General features: G+C 73.8%; 19 protein-coding genes. 12 read left to right on the top strand and 7 right to left on the bottom strand.

Going from position 1 to position 18,086, the window contains the following annotated elements:
• The first annotated feature begins 91 nt into the window (after positions 1-91).
• The 10 genes from IE170_RS25770 (at position 92) to IE170_RS25725 (ending at position 10,104) form a co-directional block, all read left to right on the top strand.
• On the top strand, positions 92-1,657 hold the full coding sequence (locus tag IE170_RS25770) for a sugar ABC transporter ATP-binding protein (RefSeq protein WP_189811818.1): 1,566 nt from the start codon (positions 92-94) through the stop codon (positions 1,655-1,657).
• Positions 1,654-2,712 (top strand): ABC transporter permease, encoded by a 1,059-nt coding sequence (locus IE170_RS25765; RefSeq protein WP_189811817.1) that lies wholly within the window; start codon positions 1,654-1,656, stop codon positions 2,710-2,712. The genes IE170_RS25770 and IE170_RS25765 overlap by 4 nt, the downstream gene beginning before the upstream one ends.
• Positions 2,713-2,805: 93 nt before the next feature.
• Entirely contained in the window at positions 2,806-3,966 is a 1,161-nt protein-coding gene (locus IE170_RS25760; protein ID WP_189811816.1) for a substrate-binding domain-containing protein, read from the top strand.
• Between the two features lie 9 nt (positions 3,967-3,975).
• On the top strand, positions 3,976-4,863 hold the full coding sequence (locus IE170_RS25755; RefSeq protein ID WP_189811815.1) for a HipA family kinase: 888 nt from the start codon (positions 3,976-3,978) through the stop codon (positions 4,861-4,863).
• A complete protein-coding gene (locus IE170_RS25750; RefSeq protein WP_189811814.1) occupies positions 4,860-5,243 on the top strand; it encodes a DUF3037 domain-containing protein in 384 nt (127 codons plus the stop codon). The genes IE170_RS25755 and IE170_RS25750 overlap by 4 nt, the downstream gene beginning before the upstream one ends.
• Before the next feature lie 142 nt (positions 5,244-5,385).
• The gene (gene fabG / locus IE170_RS25745) at positions 5,386-6,147 is read left to right on the top strand and encodes a 3-oxoacyl-ACP reductase FabG (protein ID WP_189811813.1); all 762 of its coding nucleotides are present in this window, start codon (positions 5,386-5,388) and stop codon (positions 6,145-6,147) included.
• A 29-nt stretch (positions 6,148-6,176) separates the two neighbouring features.
• Positions 6,177-6,938, top strand: coding sequence for an SDR family oxidoreductase (locus IE170_RS25740; protein ID WP_189811812.1), 762 nt, complete (start codon positions 6,177-6,179; stop codon positions 6,936-6,938).
• A 152-nt stretch (positions 6,939-7,090) separates the two neighbouring features.
• Entirely contained in the window at positions 7,091-8,677 is a 1,587-nt protein-coding gene (locus IE170_RS25735) for an ABC transporter substrate-binding protein (RefSeq protein WP_189811811.1), read from the top strand.
• A 145-nt stretch (positions 8,678-8,822) separates the two neighbouring features.
• Positions 8,823-9,491 carry a uracil-DNA glycosylase gene (locus IE170_RS25730; protein WP_189811857.1) on the top strand — a complete coding sequence of 223 codons (669 nt, stop codon included), beginning with the start codon at positions 8,823-8,825 and terminating at the stop codon, positions 9,489-9,491.
• 97 nt (positions 9,492-9,588) lie between these two features.
• The gene (locus IE170_RS25725) at positions 9,589-10,104 is read left to right on the top strand and encodes a hypothetical protein (protein ID WP_189811810.1); all 516 of its coding nucleotides are present in this window, start codon (positions 9,589-9,591) and stop codon (positions 10,102-10,104) included.
• Between the two features lie 113 nt (positions 10,105-10,217).
• Here the strand turns inward: IE170_RS25725 and IE170_RS25720 are convergent, their stop codons facing one another.
• Positions 10,218-10,766, bottom strand: coding sequence for a hypothetical protein (locus IE170_RS25720; RefSeq protein WP_229885155.1), 549 nt, complete (start codon positions 10,764-10,766; stop codon positions 10,218-10,220).
• Positions 10,767-10,887: 121 nt separating this feature from the next.
• Positions 10,888-11,412, bottom strand: coding sequence for a DinB family protein (locus IE170_RS25715; RefSeq protein WP_189811808.1), 525 nt, complete (start codon positions 11,410-11,412; stop codon positions 10,888-10,890).
• A gap of 83 nt (positions 11,413-11,495) precedes the next feature.
• On the opposite strand from IE170_RS25715, the gene IE170_RS25710 reads away from it, so the two are divergent.
• Positions 11,496-12,401 carry a Gfo/Idh/MocA family protein gene (locus IE170_RS25710; RefSeq protein ID WP_189811807.1) on the top strand — a complete coding sequence of 302 codons (906 nt, stop codon included), beginning with the start codon at positions 11,496-11,498 and terminating at the stop codon, positions 12,399-12,401.
• Here the strand turns inward: IE170_RS25710 and lnt are convergent.
• The 5 genes from lnt to IE170_RS25685 all read right to left on the bottom strand — a co-directional run bounded on the left by lnt (position 12,346) and on the right by IE170_RS25685 (position 16,494).
• Positions 12,346-13,950: an apolipoprotein N-acyltransferase gene (gene lnt, locus IE170_RS25705; protein ID WP_189811806.1), complete on the bottom strand. Its 1,605-nt coding sequence runs from the start codon at positions 13,948-13,950 to the stop codon at positions 12,346-12,348. The genes IE170_RS25710 and lnt overlap by 56 nt on opposite strands.
• 47 nt (positions 13,951-13,997) lie before the next feature.
• Positions 13,998-14,474, bottom strand: coding sequence for a nuclear transport factor 2 family protein (locus IE170_RS25700; RefSeq protein WP_189811805.1), 477 nt, complete (start codon positions 14,472-14,474; stop codon positions 13,998-14,000).
• Between the two features lie 69 nt (positions 14,475-14,543).
• Positions 14,544-14,720: a DUF8839 family protein gene (locus tag IE170_RS25695; protein WP_114056597.1), complete on the bottom strand. Its 177-nt coding sequence runs from the start codon at positions 14,718-14,720 to the stop codon at positions 14,544-14,546.
• A gap of 119 nt (positions 14,721-14,839) precedes the next feature.
• Positions 14,840-15,712 carry an undecaprenyl-diphosphate phosphatase gene (locus IE170_RS25690; protein ID WP_189811804.1) on the bottom strand — a complete coding sequence of 291 codons (873 nt, stop codon included), beginning with the start codon at positions 15,710-15,712 and terminating at the stop codon, positions 14,840-14,842.
• 56 nt (positions 15,713-15,768) lie between these two features.
• On the bottom strand, positions 15,769-16,494 hold the full coding sequence (locus IE170_RS25685; protein WP_189811803.1) for a TVP38/TMEM64 family protein: 726 nt from the start codon (positions 16,492-16,494) through the stop codon (positions 15,769-15,771).
• Between the two features lie 404 nt (positions 16,495-16,898).
• On the opposite strand from IE170_RS25685, the gene tuf reads away from it, so the two are divergent.
• Positions 16,899-18,080, top strand: coding sequence for an elongation factor Tu (tuf, locus tag IE170_RS25680; RefSeq protein WP_189811802.1), 1,182 nt, complete (start codon positions 16,899-16,901; stop codon positions 18,078-18,080).
• The last annotated feature ends 6 nt before the right edge of the window (positions 18,081-18,086 follow it).

The raw sequence follows: 18,086 nt of genomic DNA, 5'->3' as shown, positions 1-18,086 counted from the left end.
GGCCACAGCAGGGGGCGACATGTCGGATAAGGACGGATAATTGCCAGTAGCATCCGGATCACCAACCCGCCAGGCGGCCCCGGAGACGTCCGTGCATGACCCGTCCGACACCCCGAACAGCCCGCCCCGGCCCCCCGCCGACCCGCCGCTCGTCCGGATACGCGGCCTCGGCAAGCGGTTCGGCGGCACCGTCGCCCTGGACGGCGTCGACCTCGACCTCCACAGCGGCAGCATCCTCGCCCTCCTCGGCCCCAACGGAGCGGGCAAGTCCACCCTCATCAAGATCCTCGCCGGGATCCACCACGCCGACGAGGGGGAGACGACGGTCGCCGGACACCCGCTCGGCTCCGCGGCCGCCTCCGCCCGCATGTCCTTCATCCACCAGGACCTCGGCCTCGTGGGGTGGATGACGGTCGCCGAGAACATCGCGCTCGGCACCGGCTACCCGCGCCGGCACGGCCTCATCTCCTGGCGCCGCACCCGGGAGCGCTGCGCCGACGCCCTGAGGTCCGTCTCCGGACACCTCGACCCCGACGCCCCCGTCACCGGCCTCGCCCCCGCCGAGCGCTCCCTCGTCGCCATCGCCCGCGCCCTGGCCCGCCGCAGCGAACTGATCGTCCTCGACGAGCCCACCGCCACCCTCCCCGCCGCCGACTGCAGGCACCTCTTCGAGGTCCTGCACGCCCTGCGGGACCGCGGACACGGCATCCTGTACGTCAGCCACCGCCTCGACGAGGTGTACCGGGTGGCCGACACGTTCGCCGTGCTCCGCGACGGCCGCGTCGTCAGCCGCGGCCCCCTGGCCCCCTACAGCCCCGCCCGCCTCGTCCACGACATCGCGGGCAGCGCACCGGAGGCACTGCGCCGACCCCGCCGCGCCGCCGCCCCGGCCGCCGCCCCGCCGCAGCCCGTCCTCGCCCTGGAGGACGTCACCACCGAACGCACCGGCCCCGTCAGCCTCGAACTGCACGCCGGGGACGTCCTCGGGCTCGTCGGCCTCACCGGCGCCGGGCACATGCACCTCGGCCGGGCCCTCGCCGGAGCCCTCCCGCTCCTCGGCGGGCGGGCCCTCCTCGCCGGCCGCCCCCACCGCCCCCGCTCCGTCGCCGAAGCCGTCGCCGCCGGTGTCGGGTTCGTCGCCGGCAACCGCCAGGAGGAGGGCTGCGCCGCCGACCTGACCGTCCGGGAGAACCTCCTCGCCAACCCGCGCGCCAACGGCGTCCCCGCCTGGCACTGGACCGGCGGCCGGCGCGAACGCGCCGAAGCCGCCGCCCTCATCCGCCGGTTCGCCGTACGCCCGCCCGACGGCGAGGCGCCCATCGCGACCCTCTCCGGCGGCAACCAGCAGAAGGTCGTCGTCGGCCGCTGGCTGCACGGACGGCAGCGCCTGCTGGTCCTGGAGGAGCCCACCGCGAGCGTGGACATCGGCGCCAAGGCCGCCGTCCACCGGCTCCTCGACGACGCCCTCGACGCGGGCCTCGCCGTGCTCCTCGTCTCCAGCGACTTCGAGGAGGTCGCCGACCTCTGCCGACGCGCACTGGTCTTCGTCCGCGGGACGGTAGCCGCCGAACTCGCCGGCGCCTCCCTCACCACCGCCGAACTCACCCGCACCGCCTCCGCCATGCCCGCCATCACCGCAAGCGCGACCGACCGGTGACCGCCGCACCCGCCCGCCGCCCCCCGCGGGGCCACCGCGCCGGGCACCTCCTCGGCAGCTACGGCCTGCCGGCCCTCACCGTCGTCCTCTTCCTGCTCTTCTCCGCCGCCCTGCCGGAGACCTTCCCCACCCGGGACAACGTCTCCTCCATCCTCTCCAACCAGTCCATCCCGGCCCTCCTGGCACTCGGCGCGACCCTGCCCATCGCCGCCGGCCGGTTCGACCTCTCCATCGGCTACGGCCTGGGCCTCGCCCACGTCCTCGTCATGCACCTCATCGTCACCGCCGGCTGGCCCTGGCAGGCCGCCTGCCTCGCCGTCGTCGCCGGCGGAGCGCTGGTCGGGGCCCTCAACGGCGTCGTCGTCGAATACGGCCGCATCAACTCCTTCATCGCCACCCTCGGCACCGGCAGCTGCATGTACGCCCTCACCGGCCTGATCACCGACGGCGGCCGGATCGTCCCCGGCCCCCAAGGCCTCCCGCCCGCCTTCACCGACCTCTACGACGCACGGTTCCTCGGCCTGCCGCTCCCCGCCTACTACGTCCTCGCCGCCACCGCCGCCCTGTGGGTGCTCCTCGAACGGCTGCCGCTCGGCCGCTACCTGTACGTCATCGGCTCCAACCCCCGCGCCGCCGAGGCCATCGGCATCCCCGTCAGACGCCACTCCGTCCACGCCTTCACCGGATCAGGGCTGGTCGTCGGCGTCGCCGGCGTCCTCCTCGCCGCCCAGCAGCAGATCGGCAACCCCAGCGTCGGCCTCGACTACCTGCTGCCCGCCTTCGTCGGCGCCCTGCTCGGCTCCACCACGATCCGGCCGGGCCGCGCCAACGCCCTCGGCACGCTCGTCGCCGTCGCCCTCCTCGCCGTCGGCCTCGCCGGGATCGGCCAGCTCGGCGCCCAGTTCTGGGCCACCCCCCTCTTCAACGGCGGAACGCTCCTGCTGGCCGTCGGCCTCGCCGGATACGCCGCCCGCCGGCGCCTGCGCCCCCGGCCGGACCCCGGGGCCGGGCCCCGTGGCCGGGACGCACCCGCCGCCGACCGCGCCGCCCCCTAGCGCCCACGCCCGCACCCGCCGCCGACCGCGCCGCCCCCTAGCGCCCACGCCCGCACCCGCCCCGCGACCCGACCGACCCGTACCAGGAGCACCGTGCGCCACCACCGCAAGACGACCGCCCTCGCGGCCGCAGCCCTGTGGGCGGCGCTCGCCGCAGCCGCCGCGGGCTGCGCCGGCGGCCCGGCCGACCCAGCCGCAACCGCCGCGACGGGCGCCGGCGGCTGCCCCGGCGTCCAGCGCGGGGCGCAGGAGGCCGTACGGCGTGCCGAGCGCACCGACACCTCATGGAACGGCCCCACCACCGGCCCCCGCGCCGTCCCCGGCAGGACCCTCGTGTACGTCGCGCAGACCATGACCAACCCGGGCGTCGCCGGCGTCGCGGACGGGGTGGAGCAGGCCGCCGCGACCATCGGCTGGCAGGTCCGGGTCATCGACGGCGAGGGCACCCCGGCCGGCATCCAGGCCGCCCTCAGCCAGGCGGTCACCCTGAAGCCGTCGGGCATCGTCATCGGCGGCTTCGACCCGCGCCTGACCTCCCAGCAGCTCGCCCGGGCCGAGGCGGCCGGCATCCCCCTCGTAGGCTGGCACGCGGTTGCCGCGCCCGGCCCGAGCGCCGACCCGAAGCTGTTCACCAACGTCACCACCGAAGTGGAGGACGTCGCCCGGATCAGCGCGGACTGGGTCATCGCCGGCTCCGGCGGCCGCGCCGGCGTCGTCCTCTTCACGGACGACTCGATCCCCTTCGCCAGGAACAAGGCCGGGCTGATCCGGCGGCGGCTCGCCGCCTGCCCCGGCGTGCGGCTGCTGTCGTACGAGAACATCCCCATCCCGGACGCCAGCCGGCGCACCCCGCAGGAGGTCTCCTCCCTCCTGTCCCGCTTCGGCGACGACTGGACCTACTCGGTCGCCATCAACGACCTGTACTTCGCCGACGCCGCCCCGGCGTTCCGCGCCGCGGGCCGCCCGGGCGCCGGGCCGCCGCAGAACATCGGCGCCGGCGACGGAGACCCGTCCGCCTTCCAGCGCATCAACACCCGGCAGTTCCAGGCCGCCACGGTGCCCGAGCCCCTCAACCAGCAGGGCTGGCAGATCGTCGACGAATTCAACCGCGCCTTCGCGGGCAGCCCCGCGAGCGGGTACGTCGCCCCGGTCCACGTGGTGACGGCGGCCAACAGCGGGGCCGGAACCTCCTGGGACCCCCCGGGCTACCGCCCCGCGTACGAGCGGATCTGGCGCGGCCTCCCGCCCGGTTAGCCTGGAGGGATGCTCACAGAAGTGATCGCCACCCGATACGTGACGCCCCTGCGCGAGGGCGGCTCGCTGCCGGGGATCGTCGAGGCCGACGACCTCGGCACGTACGTCATGAAGTTCACCGGGGCCGGACAGGGGCGCAAGACGCTGGTCGCCGAGGTCGTCTGCGGGCGCCTCGCGCAGCGGCTCGGGCTGCGCGTGCCGCAGCTGGTGCAGATGCAGCTCGACCCCGTCATCGGGCTCGGCGAGCCCGACCAGGAGGTGCAGGAGCTGCTGAAGGCCAGCGGCGGGCTCAACCTGGGGATGGACTACCTGCCCGGCTCGATCGGCTTCGACCCGCTCGCGTACCGGGTCGACCCCGTCGAGGCGGGGCGCGTCGTCTGGTTCGACGCCCTCGTCAACAACGTCGACCGGTCCTGGCGCAACCCCAACATGCTGGTGTGGCACGGCGACCTGTGGCTCATCGACCACGGCGCCACCATGATCTGGCACCACAACTGGCCCACGGCCGCCGCGGCCGCGGACAAGCCGTACAACGCCTCCGACCACGCCCTCGCCCCGGTGGGCCCGGACATCGCGGCGGCCGCCGCCGAACTCGCCCCGCTGGTCACCGAGGAGCTGCTGACCGAGGTCGCCGCCGACGTACCCGACGAATGGCTCGCCGGCGAACCGGGCTTCGACTCCGCCGACGCAGTGCGGCGGGCCTACGTTGAGGCGCTGCTGCCGCGCGCGGCCGCCATCCACGAGCGGATCTCGATGGTGCCCGAGGTGAAGGCGCCGCAGAAGCCGCCGGGCTGGCTGACGGACCACCTGCCGGAATGGCCCCACAAGGCCGGCGGGGCCAAGGGCCGGAGCGGCGACGGGCAGGACGGCAGCGAGCGGAAGAGCGGCGACGAATGACCGGGCGGGACGTCTTCGAATACGCGCTGGTGCGCGTGGTGCCCCGGATGGAGCGCGGCGAGTGCTTCAACGCCGGGGTGATCGTCTACTGCCGGGCGCGCTCGTACGTCGCCGCCCGCACCCACCTCGACGAGGCCAAGCTCCTCGCCCTGGACCCCGGCGCCGACGTGACCGGCGTACGGGCGGCCCTGCGCGGTGTCGAAGGCGTGTGCAGCGGCGGCGAGCGGGCCGGGCAGGCCGCCGGCGACGACGCGGGCCGCCGCTTCCGCTGGCTGATCGCGCCGCGCAGCACGGTGGTGCAACCGGGCCCGGTGCACACGGGTCTGACGGCGGATCCGGAAGCCGAGGTGGAACGCCTGCTCGACCTGCTGGTGCGCTGATCCGGACGTTCGGGCGGGCCCCGGGCCCGGCGCCGTTGACACCGGGTGCCGGGGCTCCTAGCGTCTCCTCAGCTGAGGCTACTAAGCGGTTGCTCACCCACGGGCGGCCGCCCAGAGGATTCCAAGGGCGAGGAGATCCAGCATGTCCACCACCGAGCAGCGCGTCGCGATCGTGACCGGGGCGGCCCGCGGCATCGGCGCGGCCACCGCCGTGCGCCTGGCCGCCGAGGGCCGCGCGGTCGCCGTACTCGACCTCGACGAGGCCGCCTGCAAGGACGCCGTCGAGGCCGTCACCGCGGCCGGCGGCAAGGCCGTCGCCATCGGCTGCGACGTCTCGGACGCCGCACAGGTCGAGGCGGCCGTCGAGCGCGTCGCGAGCACGCTCGGGGCGCCGACCATCCTCGTCAACAACGCGGGCGTGCTGCGCGACAACCTGCTGTTCAAGATGAGCGAGGGCGACTGGGACACGGTCATGAACGTGCACCTGCGCGGCGCGTTCCTGATGTCGAGGGCCTGTCAGAAGCACATGGTCGACGCGCAGTTCGGCCGCATCGTCAACCTCTCCAGCAGCTCGGCGCTCGGCAACCGGGGCCAGGCGAACTACTCGGCCGCCAAGGCGGGCCTCCAGGGCCTGACCAAGACCCTCGCCATCGAGCTCGGCAAGTTCGGCATCACCGCGAACGCTGTCGCGCCCGGCTTCATCGCCACCGACATGACCGCCCAGACGGCCGCCCGCGTCGGCATGGGCTTCGAGGACTTCCAGGCGGCGGCCGCCACCCAGATCCCCGTCCAGCGCGTCGGGCGCCCGGAGGACGTCGCCAACGCGATCGCCTTCTTCACGGGGGACGCCGCGGGCTTCGTTTCCGGCCAGGTCCTGTACGTGGCCGGCGGCCCGCTCGCCTGACGGCGGCGGAGAGAGGCAGGGGAGAGGCGATGGCGTACGAGGGAACGGACAGCGGCAAGGTCGCGCTGATCACCGGCGCGAGCCGGGGCATCGGCCGGGGCATCGCCGAGGCGCTCGTGGCCCGGGGCGACCGGGTGTGCATCACGGGCCGCAACGAGGAGGCGCTGAAGGAGGCCGTCGAGGCGCTCGGGGCGGACCGGGTGATCGGCGTGGCCGGAAAGGCACACGACGAGGCCCACCAGGCCGTCGCGGTCGAGCGCACGATGGAGGCGTTCGGGCGCGTCGACTTCCTGATCAACAACGCGGGCACCAATCCCGTCTTCGGCCCGATCGCGGACCTCGACCTGGGGGTCGCGCGCAAGGTCTTCGAGACGAACGTGGTCTCGGCGCTCGGCTTCGCCCAGCGGACCTGGCACGCCTGGCAGAAGGAGCACGGTGGCGCGATCGTGAACATCGCGTCCATCGCCGGCGTCTCGGCCTCGCCCTTCATCGGTGCGTACGGCATGAGCAAGGCGGCCATGATCAACCTGACGCTCCAGCTCGCGCACGAGATGGCGCCGGGGGTCCGCGTCAACGCGATCGCACCCGCCGTGGTCAAGACCAGGTTCGCGCTGGCGCTCTACGAGGACCGGGAGGCGGAGGCCGCGGCCGCGTACCCGCTGGGGCGCCTGGGCGTTCCGGCCGACATCGGGGGAGCTGCGGCTTTCCTCACGTCTGCGCAAGCGGAATGGATCACCGGTCAAACACTGGTCGTCGACGGGGGAATGTTCCTCAATGCCGGAGTTCACTGATCGATAATCGGACGAATTTGCCTCCTGACGGGAGGCAAATTCGTATCGAAGGGGTCCTAAATCGGTCAAGCGGCGCACTAAACCTGCCCATTGGATTTGTGCCGCACTGCGGTAGGGTCTGCCGCACCCCTGGCTGATCGAGGAGCGTGCACGTGTTCAACCGGACCAGAAGCCTGCAGATCACTGCGGCCCTTGCGTCCATATCCCTGCTCGCCGGATGCGGTCTGCTTTCGGACGACAGCAAAGACGCCGAAAAGAAGATCACCGTCGGCACGACGAGCGCCCCCACCACCCTCGATCCCGCCGCGGCCTGGGACGGCTCCTGGGAGCTCTACCGCAACGTCTACCAGACCCTCCTGGCGTTCCCCACGGGCTCCGCCAAGCCCCAGCCCGACGCCGCGCAGAACTGCGAGTTCACCGACTCGGCGAACGAGTCCTACCGCTGCACCCTGCGCAAGGGCCTGAAGTTCTCCAACGGCGAGGCGCTCGACGCGAAGGCCGTCAAGCACTCCCTCGACCGGATCCGGACCATCGGCTCCAAGGTCGGCCCGAAGGACCTCTTCGGCAGCCTCGACCGGATCGAGACCCCCGACGCGCAGACGGTCGTCTTCCACCTGAAGACCCCCGACGCCACCTTCCCCTTCGTCCTCGGCTCGCCCGCCGCCTCGCTGGTCGCCCCCGGCGCGTACCCCGCCGACAAGGTCCGCGAGGACGGCAAGGTCACCGGATCCGGCCCGTACGTCCTGGAGTCGTACAAGGAGGGCAGCGAGGCCGTCCTGACCGGGAACGCCTCCTACAACGGCTTCGCGAACCGCCGCAACGACGGGGTCACCATCCGCTACTACGCGGACGCCGGCCAGATGATCTCCGCGCTCAAGGCCAAGGAGATCGACGCCACCTACCGAGGCCTCTCCGCCGCCCAGGTCAGGGAGCTCCAGGACCCCGCGGCCCACTCCCAGGGCGTCCAGGTCGTCGAGAACGTCGGCTCCGAGATCCGCTACCTGGTCTTCAACCCCAAGGACGACCCGAACGTCGCCAAGCCGGCCGTCCGCCAGGCGATCGCCCAGGTCATCGACCGCGGCATGCTCGTCTCCAAGGTCTACCAGGGCACCGCCGAGCCGCTGTACTCGATGGTCCCCAAGGGCGTCGTGGGCCACAAGACGCCCTTCTACGACAAGTACGGCCAGGCCGACGTCGCCAAGGCCAAGAAGATCCTCAAGGACGCCGGCATCACCCAGCCGGTCGAGCTGACCTTCTGGTACACCACCGACCGCTACGGCGCCTCCACTGCGGACGAGTTCACCGAGATCAAGCGCCAGCTCGACGAGAGCGGCCTGTTCAAGGTCACCCTGCGCGGCCAGCCCTGGAAGGCCTTCCAGGAGGGCTACAAGAGCGGCCAGTACCCCGTCTTCGGCCGAGGCTGGTTCCCCGACTTCCCGGACCCGGACAACTTCATCGCGCCGTTCGTCGGCAAGGAGAACGCGGTCGGCACCCCGTACGAGCCCGCGCAGATCCTCACCGACCTGCTCCCGAAGTCCCGCCGCGAGGGGGACCGCGCGGCCGGCATCCCGCAGTTCGAACAGGCGCAGCAGATCTTCGCCGAGGACGTCCGCCTGCTGCCCCTGTGGCAGGGCAAGCTGTACGTGGCCGCGCGCGAGGACATCGCGGGCGCCGAACGCGCGCTGGACCCGCAGACCGTCTTCCAGATGTGGGAGCTGTACCGCAAGACCAGCTGGTGATCCGCCCCGCAGGGGGCGCCCCGGGACCGCACTGGCCCCCGGAAACCCCCTGCGGGTGAAGCACTGTCAGTGGCGGCCGGTAGGTTCGGGGACGTTGCACGCGCTGCGCGTACTTGTACTACCGGAGGTTGTCGACGTGACCCAGATGCTGCCCGAGTCCTGGCTCCCCGTCCTCGGCGGGGAGCTGGACCAGCCCTACTTCAAGGAGCTCACCGAGTTCGTCGAGGAGGAGCGGGCGAACGGGCCGGTCTACCCGCCCCGCGAGCAGGTCTTCGCGGCGCTGGAGGCCACTCCCTTCGACAAGGTGAAGGTGCTGGTCCTGGGCCAGGACCCCTACCACGGCGCCGGCCAGGGGCACGGCCTGTGCTTCTCCGTCCTGCCCGGCGTCAAGACGCCGCCCTCCCTGCGCAACATCTACAAGGAGATGCAGGCGGAGCTCGACCTCCCCGTCCCGGACAACGGCTACCTGATGCCGTGGGCCCAGCAGGGCGTCCTCCTGCTGAACGCGGTGCTGACCGTCCGCGAGGCCGAGCCCAACTCGCACAAGGGCAAGGGCTGGGAGAAGTTCACCGACGCGGTGATCCGCGCCGTCGCCGACCGGCCCGACCCGGCCGTCTTCGTCCTGTGGGGCGCCTACGCCCAGAAGAAGCTCCCGCTGATCGACCAGGAGCGGCACGTCGTGGTCAAGGGCGCGCACCCGTCCCCGCTGTCCGCGAAGAAGTTCTTCGGCTCCCGCCCCTTCACGCAGATCAACGAGGCCGTTGCCGCGCAGGGCCATGAGCCGATCGACTGGCGGATCCCGAACCTCGGCTGACCCCCCACCGCGCCTCGGCCCCCCGGCCGGTGCCTCCGGTTAGCGTCGGACGATCAGACCGGAGCAGGTCTGCAGGGCGAGCAAGCCGGAGGCCGCGGTGACCGAGCAGCAGGAGGCGTCGGAGGACGCCGTCATGACCCGGATCGGCCAGGCGGTCATCCTGCTGCACGCCGGGGACCGCGAGGAGGCCCGCAACCGGCTCCGCGACCTGTGGACGGAGCTCGGCGAGGACGGCGACGGCCTGCACCGGTGCACGCTCGCCCACTACCTGGCCGACGCCCAGGACGACCCGGCCGACGAACTGGCCTGGGACCTGCGGGCCCTGACCGCCGCCGACGCGCTGCGGGAGGGGCCGCGCCCCCGGCAGGAGCCCCCGCCGCCGGCCGTCCGCGTGTTCTACCCCTCGCTGCACCTGAGCCTGGCCGCCGACTATGCGAAACTCCAGCGCACCGCCGAGGCCCGGCTCCACCTGGAACGGGCCCGGGCCGCCGCCCGGGCGCTGCCGGACGACGGCTACGGGGCCGGCGTACGCTCCGCCATCCGGCGCCTGGAGCGGCGGCTGGCGGGGGAGCCGGGGCAGGGGCCCCTGCCGTTCCCCGGACAGCACCCCTGAGCAACCGCACAGGGCCGCAGGCAGCCCGCCGTCGGCCCTCCCGGGGCTTCCCCCGGCCGGCCCGGCACCCCACGGGCCGCCCGCGGCCGCGGGCGGGCGCCGTCCGGCCGGCCTCAGCCGCCTTCGACGCCCCCGCAGATCCGGGCCTCCGGGCTGTCCGGCGACCACTTGCCGTGCTTGCGGCCGAACGCGCACACGTCCTCCGGCCGGACCGGCAGCCGCTCCGCCACCTCGCGCGGTACCCGCGCCTGCGGCTCCGCGCGCTCCCGCGGCCCCTTCCCGCCTTGGCCGGGGCTGCCGGCCCTGCCGGGCGGCAGCGGCTCCGGGATGTCCGGGACGGGCGGCGCGGCCCCTCCGGGAAGCGCCCCCGCGGACGCCGCGGCGGGCTCCGCCGCGGCCGGCACCGAGGGACCGGAGCCGGTGGCGGAGGCCGTCGCATGGGCCGGCTGCTCCGGCAGCGCCTTGAGCGCCTCCAGCGCGGGCGCCCGGACCTCCACGGGGTCCGACGGGCCGGTCGGCTCGTGCCGGGGCGGCGTGCCGGCGGTCCCGGGGGCGCCGGCGGGCTGCATCGGGGCGGGGGTGACGTTCATACAGCCGGACACGGCCGAGACGGCGCAGGCCACCGACAGCAGCAGTTTCGTCGTGGTTCGGGTTGGATGCACTCGCGCAACTCTGCTGTGTGGGGACCCCGTTGTGAAAACCAGGAGACGGAATTGACCCCGCACGGGTGACGGACGTCAGCCGGACACCGCCAGTCGGACACCCGTGCCCGGGCGCCGGACGTCAGCTGCCGGTGGCGCCGTCGAGCTGCTCGCGCAGCAGGTCCGCATGCCCGTTGTGGCGCGCGTACTCCTCGATCATGTGGGTGTAGACCCAGCGCAGGCTGAACACCTCGCCGCGGTGATGGCTGCCGGCCTTCGACGCCAGGTCCAGCGAGCGGCCCGCCGCGGCCTTGCGGGCCTCCTCCACCTCCGTGCGCCACACCCGCTCCGCGTCGGCCCAGGTGTCCTCCGCCGTGAAGTGGAAGTCCCCGTCCCGGTCCTCGCGCGTGACGTAGAGGTCGGGCAGGTCCTCGCCGAGCATGATCTCCCGGAACCAGTACCGCTCCACCTCCGCCATGTGCCGCACCAGGCCCATCAGGGACAGCTCGGACGGCGGGAGGGGCGCCTTGCGCAGGTCCTCCTCGGCGAGGCCCTCGCACTTCCAGGCGAGGGTGGCGCGGTGGTAGTCCAGCCAGCCCTCCAGCATCTCGCGTTCGCCGGCGCGGGTGGAGGGTTCGGTGCGGGAAGATCCCGAAGTCGTCGTCATGGCGGCCATCCTGGGCCACCGCGAGCCGCCCCACCAGCGATTAAGCTGCGGGGATCGGACACGGAACGACACGGAGGTGCACGGTGAAGGTCGGCGTCATCGGACTCGGCGACATCGCCCGCAAGGCGTACCTGCCCGTCCTCACCGCCCGCCCGGGCCTGGAACTGCACCTCCAGACCAGGACCCCCGCCACCCTGGAGCTCATCGGCGAGACCCACCGGATCCCCGTCGCGCAGCGCCACACCGGGCTCGACGGGCTGCTGGCCGAGGGCCTCGACGCGGCGTTCGTGCACGCACCCACCTCCGCCCACCCCGAGATCGTCGGCCGCCTGCTGGAGGCCGGCGTCCCGACGTACGTGGACAAGCCGCTCGCCTACGAGCTCGCCGAGTCCCGCCGGCTGGTCGAGCTCGCCGAGGCGCGCGGGGTAAGCCTCGCCGTCGGGTTCAACCGCCGCCACGCCCCCGGCTACGTGCAGTGCGCCGACCACCCGCGCGAGCTGATCGTCATGCAGAAGAACCGGGTGGGGCTCCCCGAGGACCCGCGGACCCTCGTCCTCGACGACTTCATCCACGTCGTCGACACCCTCCGCTTCCTCGCGCCCGGCGAGACCGACCACCTCGACGTGCGCGCCCACGTGCGCGACGGGCTGGTCCAGCACCTCGTCCTGCAGATGTCCGGCCCCGCCTTCACCGCCCTCGGCATCATGAACCGCCGCTCCGGATCGCCCGAGGAGGTCCTGGAGGTGTCCGGGCAGGACACCAAGCGGCAGGTCGTCAACCTCGCCGAGGTCATCGACCACCGCGGCCAGCCGACCGTGCGCCGCCGCGGCGACTGGGTGCCGGTCGCCCGCCAGCGCGGCATCGAGCAGGCGGTCGACGCCTTCCTCGAAGCCGTGGCCGCGGGGAAGGCGGTCGGCGCGCGGGACGCGCTGCTCACCCACGAGCTGTGTGAGCGGGTGGTGCGCTCGGTCCAGGAGCAGGCTTCCTGAGCCGCAGCGCCCGCATCCCGGCGGCCGCGCCGCAGCCGCCCAGCAGCAGCACGGACGCGGCCACGGCCCAGTCGCCGAAGCGGAGGTAGGCCGTCGTGCCCCGGCCGAGCGGGACCTCGTACACCTCGGCCGTGCTCGCGGAGACCGGCAGCCGCGGGCCGACCGGCTCGCCCGACGGGCCGTGCACCGCGCTGATCCCGGTGAGCGTGGCGTGGACGACGGGGCGGCCGGTCTCCGCGGCCCGCAGCGCGGCGAGCGAGGCGTGCTGCGCGGGCGCCCAGCTCTCCTGGAAGGTGGACGTGGCCGACTGGGCGACCAGCAGGCCCGCCCCCTCGCGCACCAGGTGCCGGCCCATGTCGGGGAACGCCGACTCGAAGCACACGAGCGGGCCGATGCGCACCCCCGCTCCGTCCGGCAGTTCCATCACCACCGGTGCCGCTCCACGCCGGCGGTCCTCGCCCGCCGCCCTGCCGACCGAGGTCGCCCAGCCGAGGACGGACCGGGCCGGCACGTACTCCCCGAAGGGGACCAGGCGCATCTTGTCGTACCGGTCGCCGGTCGGGCCGTCCCGGCCGACGAGCACCGAACTCTTGAAGATGCCCTCCCCGCCGCCCCCGCCGCCCCTGGCGGCCGCTCCGGCCGCCGTGGCCGCTCCCGCTTCGGCGGGGCGCCGGGCGTCGACGTTCACCAGGACCGGCGCCCCCACCTCCGCTGACAGCGCGGCCAGCCGCCGGGCAAGGTCGGGGCGCGCGGCCAGGTCCGCCCCGACACTGCTCTCGCCCCACACCACCAGGTCGAGCGGCCGCCCGGCCAGGGCCCGTGTCAGCCGCTCACCGGCGGTGAAGCGCCGCTCGGCGCTGTCAGGCCCGTCGGCCACCGGGCCCGGCTGGACGACGGCCACCCGCAGCCCGCCGGACACCTCCGGCCGCGGCGCCCACTGCCACGCCGCCCCGGTCAGCACCGCGCACCCCGCCAGCCCCGCCACGGCCGGGACCCGCGCCGCCGGAACGGCTACCAGCAGCACCACCGCACAGTTCACCGCCACCACCAGCAGGCTCACCAGCCACACACCGCCCACCGAGGCCAGCCGCAGCGCCGGCCCGACCTGCCACTGGCTCGCCCCCAGCAGCCCCCAGGGCCCGCCCAGCCCCTGCCACGACCGGACCAGCTCCGACAGCAGCCAGCCCGCCGGGACGAGCACCAGTGCGGCCGCCGCCCGACCCGGCGGCGGCGCCCCGCCGAGCAGCGACCGCACCAGCAGCGCCCACGGGGTCCACAGCACGCCCAGCAGGGCCGCCACCGGCAGCAGGAACACGTGCAGGCTCGGCAGCAGCCAGTGGTGCACGGCCAGGATGAAGCCCGCCCCGCCGAGCCAGCCCTCCAGCGCGGCGCGCCGTGCCGTCGGCGCGGAACGCAGCAGCAGCATCCACGGCACGAGCGCCGCGTACGCCCACCACCACAGCGCCGGCGCCGGGAACGCCAGACACGGCAGCGCCCCCGCGGCGACGGCGGCGGCCGCACGGGCGAACCGGGTACGCCTCGGGATCATGACGCGCCTCCGCTTCCAGTGTGGGGCAGAGCCCGGTCGGCAGCCCCTCAGGCGGACAGCCGGCGCCACTTCTCGTGCACGGCGACGCGGGTGATCCGCCAGCCGTCCCGGTCGGAGCGGGCCAGCACGAAGGAATAGCGCCCGGCGGCCACGAAATTGGGCGCGGCGTCCCCGGCGGGCGCAGATCCCGCCGCATCCAGCCGCATGGGGTTGACGAAATCGGCCCGCACCCGAGCCCGCACGGCCGGCCAGCCGCTCCCGTCGCCCTCCAGCCGGACCAGCCGGTTGACGACGAGGTGCTGGCGTACCGGGAACCGTCGCAACGCCTCCGCGAGCCAGTCGGCCACCTCGCCGGCCGGGCCCTCGATCCCGCCCGCCGAGGTGTAGTCGGCCCGCCCCCCGGGAGCGAACAGCGCCCGGTAGGCCTCCCAGTCGCCGTCGTCCACGGCCACCGCGTACCCCGTGACCACGTCGTCGATCGCCATCCGGTCCATCACGGAGGCGAGATCCCCGCGCTGCGTCATCGGGTCAGTGTGGGGGCCCGGCGCCGCCCGGCCAAGAGGCGTGCGTACACCGGGCCGACGCCGGCGCGGTCAGTGGCCGGAATGCACCTCCCGCTGCCGGACCACCACCAGGAACGCGTCGCTGGCCAGGTCCATCACCACCTCCGCCGGCACGCCCTCGCGTATCCGCTGCGCGGCGTACTCCTCGGCGGGCCAGCTCCCCCGCGGACTCCCCGCGGGAAACCGCTCCAACACCACTCGGCCCATGGGAACCCCCTACTGCTCGCCAGGCCGTTCTCCGGTCTCCACACACAACGACGAGGCGGCCGCGGGGAACGTTCCCCGCGGCCGCCGCAGTTCACTCGAACAGGTGATCGTCGCGGGTGTCAGCCCGCCGACTCGGCGGCGTGCGGGCTGAGGACGCCCAGGCCGATCAGGACGAACAGGGCGATGCCGAGCAGGATCCGGTAGACCACGAAGGGCATGAAGCTCTTGGTGGTGATGAACTTCATGAACCACGCGATCACCGCGTAGCCCACGACGAAGGCCACGACCGTGGCGAAGATCGTCTGCCCCCAGGCGACATGCCCCTCGCCCAGTGCCTTCAGCTCCATGCCGCCCGACGCGAGCACGGCCGGGATCGCGAGCAGGAAGGAGTAGCGGGCCGCCGCCTCGCGCGTGTAGCCCATCAGCAGGCCGCCGGAGATCGTCGCGCCGGACCGGGAGACACCCGGAACCAGGGCCATCGCCTGGCACAGACCGAAGATCAGGCCGTCGCGGACGCCCAGCTCCCGCAGCGTCTTGCGCTCGCGGACCGCCCGGTGCCGGCCGCCCTCCTCGTCACGGGCCGCGAGCCGGTCGGCGACGCCCAGGACGACACCCATCACGATCAGGGTCGTCGCCGTCAGCCGCAGGTCGCGGAACGGGCCCTCGATCTGGTCCTTCAGGGTCAGCCCCAGCACGCCGATCGGAATCGAGCCGACGATGACGAGCCAGCCCATCACGGCGTCCTGGTCCGAGCGCAGCGATTTCGTGTAGAGCGACCGGAACCACGTGGAGACGATCTTCGCGATGTCCTTGCGGAAGTAGATCAGCACCGCGGCCTCGGTGCCGATCTGCGTGATCGCCGTGAACGCCGCCCCCGGGTCCTCCCAGCCGGCGAACGCGGCGGTCAGCCGGAGGTGGGCGCTGGAGGAGATCGGCAGGAACTCCGTCAACCCTTGGACAAGACCGAGGATTAGGGATTCGAACCAGGTCATGTCGGCGTCGCTCGTCCTTGTGCTCGTCGTGCTCGTCGGACAGTTCGGATCAGATGCTAGGCCCCGGAAACGCCCGCCCCGACCACGGGAGCCGGCGCCGGGAGGGGCTCCCCGCCCGTCCGCGCGGCCGAGGCCGCCAGTCGCCGCCGCCCCCGCCACCCGACGACCGCCGCGGCGGCCACGGAGACGGCGATGAACGCGAACGAGAACAGGAACGCGGGGGAGTCGGGGGTGTCCGCACTGGCCCCCGCGACCACGTACGCGGCGGTGTTCGGGACCACGCCCAGCGCCGTCGCGGACAGGAACGGCAGCCAGCCGCAGCGCGACATCGCCGCGCAGTAGTTGGCGGCCGCGAACGGCAGACCCGGGAAGATCCGCACCGCCAGCATCGACCGGAACCCGTGCCGCGCCAACTGGTCGTCGGCCGCCCGCAGCCAGCGGCCGCGCATCAGCGGCCGCAGCGCGTCCCGCCCCAGCACCCGGCCCATGCCGAAGGAGATCCCGGCGCCGATCACCGAGCCCGCCACCGCGGCGGGCAGCCCGAGCGGGATGCCGAAGAGCGCGCCGGCGGCCAGGTTCAGCAGCGGCCGGGGCACCAGTGCCGCCGTGCCGAGGCCGTACGCGACCGCGAACAGCACGGCCGCGGCGCCCACCGGGAGACCCGGCGGCCAGCCCTGCGACAGCAGGCGCTGCGGCTCGTAGACCAGCACGCCGACCCCGGATGCCGCGAGCAGCACCACGAGCAGGGACAGCCGGGCCCACGGGGCGAGGAGGAGGGACATCCGGGGAGACTAACCGACGTAAGCGGCGCCCCGCCGTAATCCGGGTCTCATGCGGAGGAACGCCCGGTGGCCGCGAGATGACCCCGAACAGCCCGCCCGTCCGGGCGCCCTCCCGTCCAACGGGCCGCAGAGACGGGGAAATTCGTTCGACGGGGGCGCCCGCCGTCCGGCAGGATCGCGGCATGTCCCGGTCCGCCTTCACCGCTGAGCCGTCCGCAGTCGCGGACGCGCCGAAGGCTGTCCTCCCGCCCCTCGGCGCACAGGCCGCCGCCATCGACGGCGCACGAAGCTGACCCTTCCCGGACAGTCCGGCGGACCCCGCAGGGGGAGGGTCGGCCCGCCCAGGGGTCCCGTCCCGGCCACGGCCGGCGGCGCGCAGAGCGAACGACACGGGAAGAGACACCATGGCCAAGACGGCCTTCGTACGGACCAAGCCCCACCTCAACATCGGCACCATGGGCCACGTCGACCACGGCAAGACCACCCTCACCGCCGCCATCACCAAGGTCCTCGCCCGGCGCGGAGGAGCCTCCTTCGTGCCCTTCGACCGCATCGACCGCGCCCCCGAGGAGGCCCGGCGCGGCATCACCATCAACCTCGCGCACGTCGAGTACGAGACGGACACCCGGCACTACGCACACGTCGACATGCCCGGTCACGCCGACTACGTCAAGAACATGGTCACCGGCGCCGCCCAGCTCGACGGCGCGATCCTCGTCGTCTCCGCCCTCGACGGCGTCATGCCGCAGACCGCCGAGCACGTCCTCCTCGCCCGGCAGGTCGGCGTCGACCACATCGTCGTCGCCCTGAACAAGGCAGACGGCGCCGACCCGGAGCTCGCCGACCTCGTCGAGCTGGAGGTGCGCGAGCTGCTCACCGCCCACGGCTACGGCGGCGACACGGCACCCGTCGTACGGGTCTCCGGGCTGCGGGCGCTGGAGGGCGACCCGAAGTGGACCGGGGCCGTCGAGGCGCTGCTCGACGCGGTCGACACCTACGTCCCCATGCCCGTGCGGTACACGGACGCGCCCTTCCTGCTGCCCGTGGAGAACGTGCTCACCATCACCGGCCGCGGCACTGTCGTCACCGGAGCCGTGGAGCGCGGGCGGATCCGCACCGGCGACAGGGTCGCCGTCCTCGGCGGTGACGGCGGGCCCGTCGAGTCCGTCGTCACCGGCCTGGAGACGTTCGGAAGGCCGATGGACTCCGCCGAGGCCGGGGACAACGTGGCCCTGCTGCTGCGCGGTGTGCCGCGCGACGGGGTGCGCCGCGGCCACGTGGTGGCCGCGCCCGGGAGCGTGGAGCCGCGGCGGCGCTTCACCGCGCAGGTGTACGTGCTGTCCGCACGGGAGGGCGGCCGGCGGACCCCGTTGACGACGGGGTACCGGCCGCAGTTCTACATCCGCACCGCCGACGTCGTCGGCGCCGTGGACCTGGGCGCGGCCGCGGCCGCCCAGCCCGGGGAGACGGTCGCGATGACCGTCGAGCTCGGGCGGGACGTGCCGCTGGAGGCGGGCCTGGGCTTCGCCGTCCGCGAGGGCGGGCGGACCGTCGGCGCGGGCACGGTCACCACCGTGCTCGGCTGACCGGCA

The organism is Streptomyces toxytricini (assembly GCF_014649915.1).
Taxonomy (GTDB): domain Bacteria; phylum Actinomycetota; class Actinomycetes; order Streptomycetales; family Streptomycetaceae; genus Streptomyces; species Streptomyces toxytricini.
This window is presented reverse-complemented; position numbering and strand designations above follow the sequence as displayed.

Coding starts and splice junctions, on each gene's coding strand:
- IE170_RS25755 (WP_189811815.1), top strand. CDS start 3,976: ATGCTCACAGAAGTGATCGCCACCCGATACGTGACGCCCCTGCGCGAG.
- IE170_RS25750 (WP_189811814.1), top strand. CDS start 4,860: ATGACCGGGCGGGACGTCTTCGAATACGCGCTGGTGCGCGTGGTGCCC.
- fabG (WP_189811813.1), top strand. CDS start 5,386: ATGTCCACCACCGAGCAGCGCGTCGCGATCGTGACCGGGGCGGCCCGC.
- IE170_RS25740 (WP_189811812.1), top strand. CDS start 6,177: ATGGCGTACGAGGGAACGGACAGCGGCAAGGTCGCGCTGATCACCGGC.
- IE170_RS25730 (WP_189811857.1), top strand. CDS start 8,823: ATGCTGCCCGAGTCCTGGCTCCCCGTCCTCGGCGGGGAGCTGGACCAG.
- IE170_RS25715 (WP_189811808.1), bottom strand. CDS start 11,412: ATGACGACGACTTCGGGATCTTCCCGCACCGAACCCTCCACCCGCGCC.
- lnt (WP_189811806.1), bottom strand. CDS start 13,950: ATGATCCCGAGGCGTACCCGGTTCGCCCGTGCGGCCGCCGCCGTCGCC.
- IE170_RS25700 (WP_189811805.1), bottom strand. CDS start 14,474: ATGACGCAGCGCGGGGATCTCGCCTCCGTGATGGACCGGATGGCGATC.
- IE170_RS25695 (WP_114056597.1), bottom strand. CDS start 14,720: ATGGGCCGAGTGGTGTTGGAGCGGTTTCCCGCGGGGAGTCCGCGGGGG.
- IE170_RS25690 (WP_189811804.1), bottom strand. CDS start 15,712: ATGACCTGGTTCGAATCCCTAATCCTCGGTCTTGTCCAAGGGTTGACG.
- IE170_RS25685 (WP_189811803.1), bottom strand. CDS start 16,494: ATGTCCCTCCTCCTCGCCCCGTGGGCCCGGCTGTCCCTGCTCGTGGTG.
- tuf (WP_189811802.1), top strand. CDS start 16,899: ATGGCCAAGACGGCCTTCGTACGGACCAAGCCCCACCTCAACATCGGC.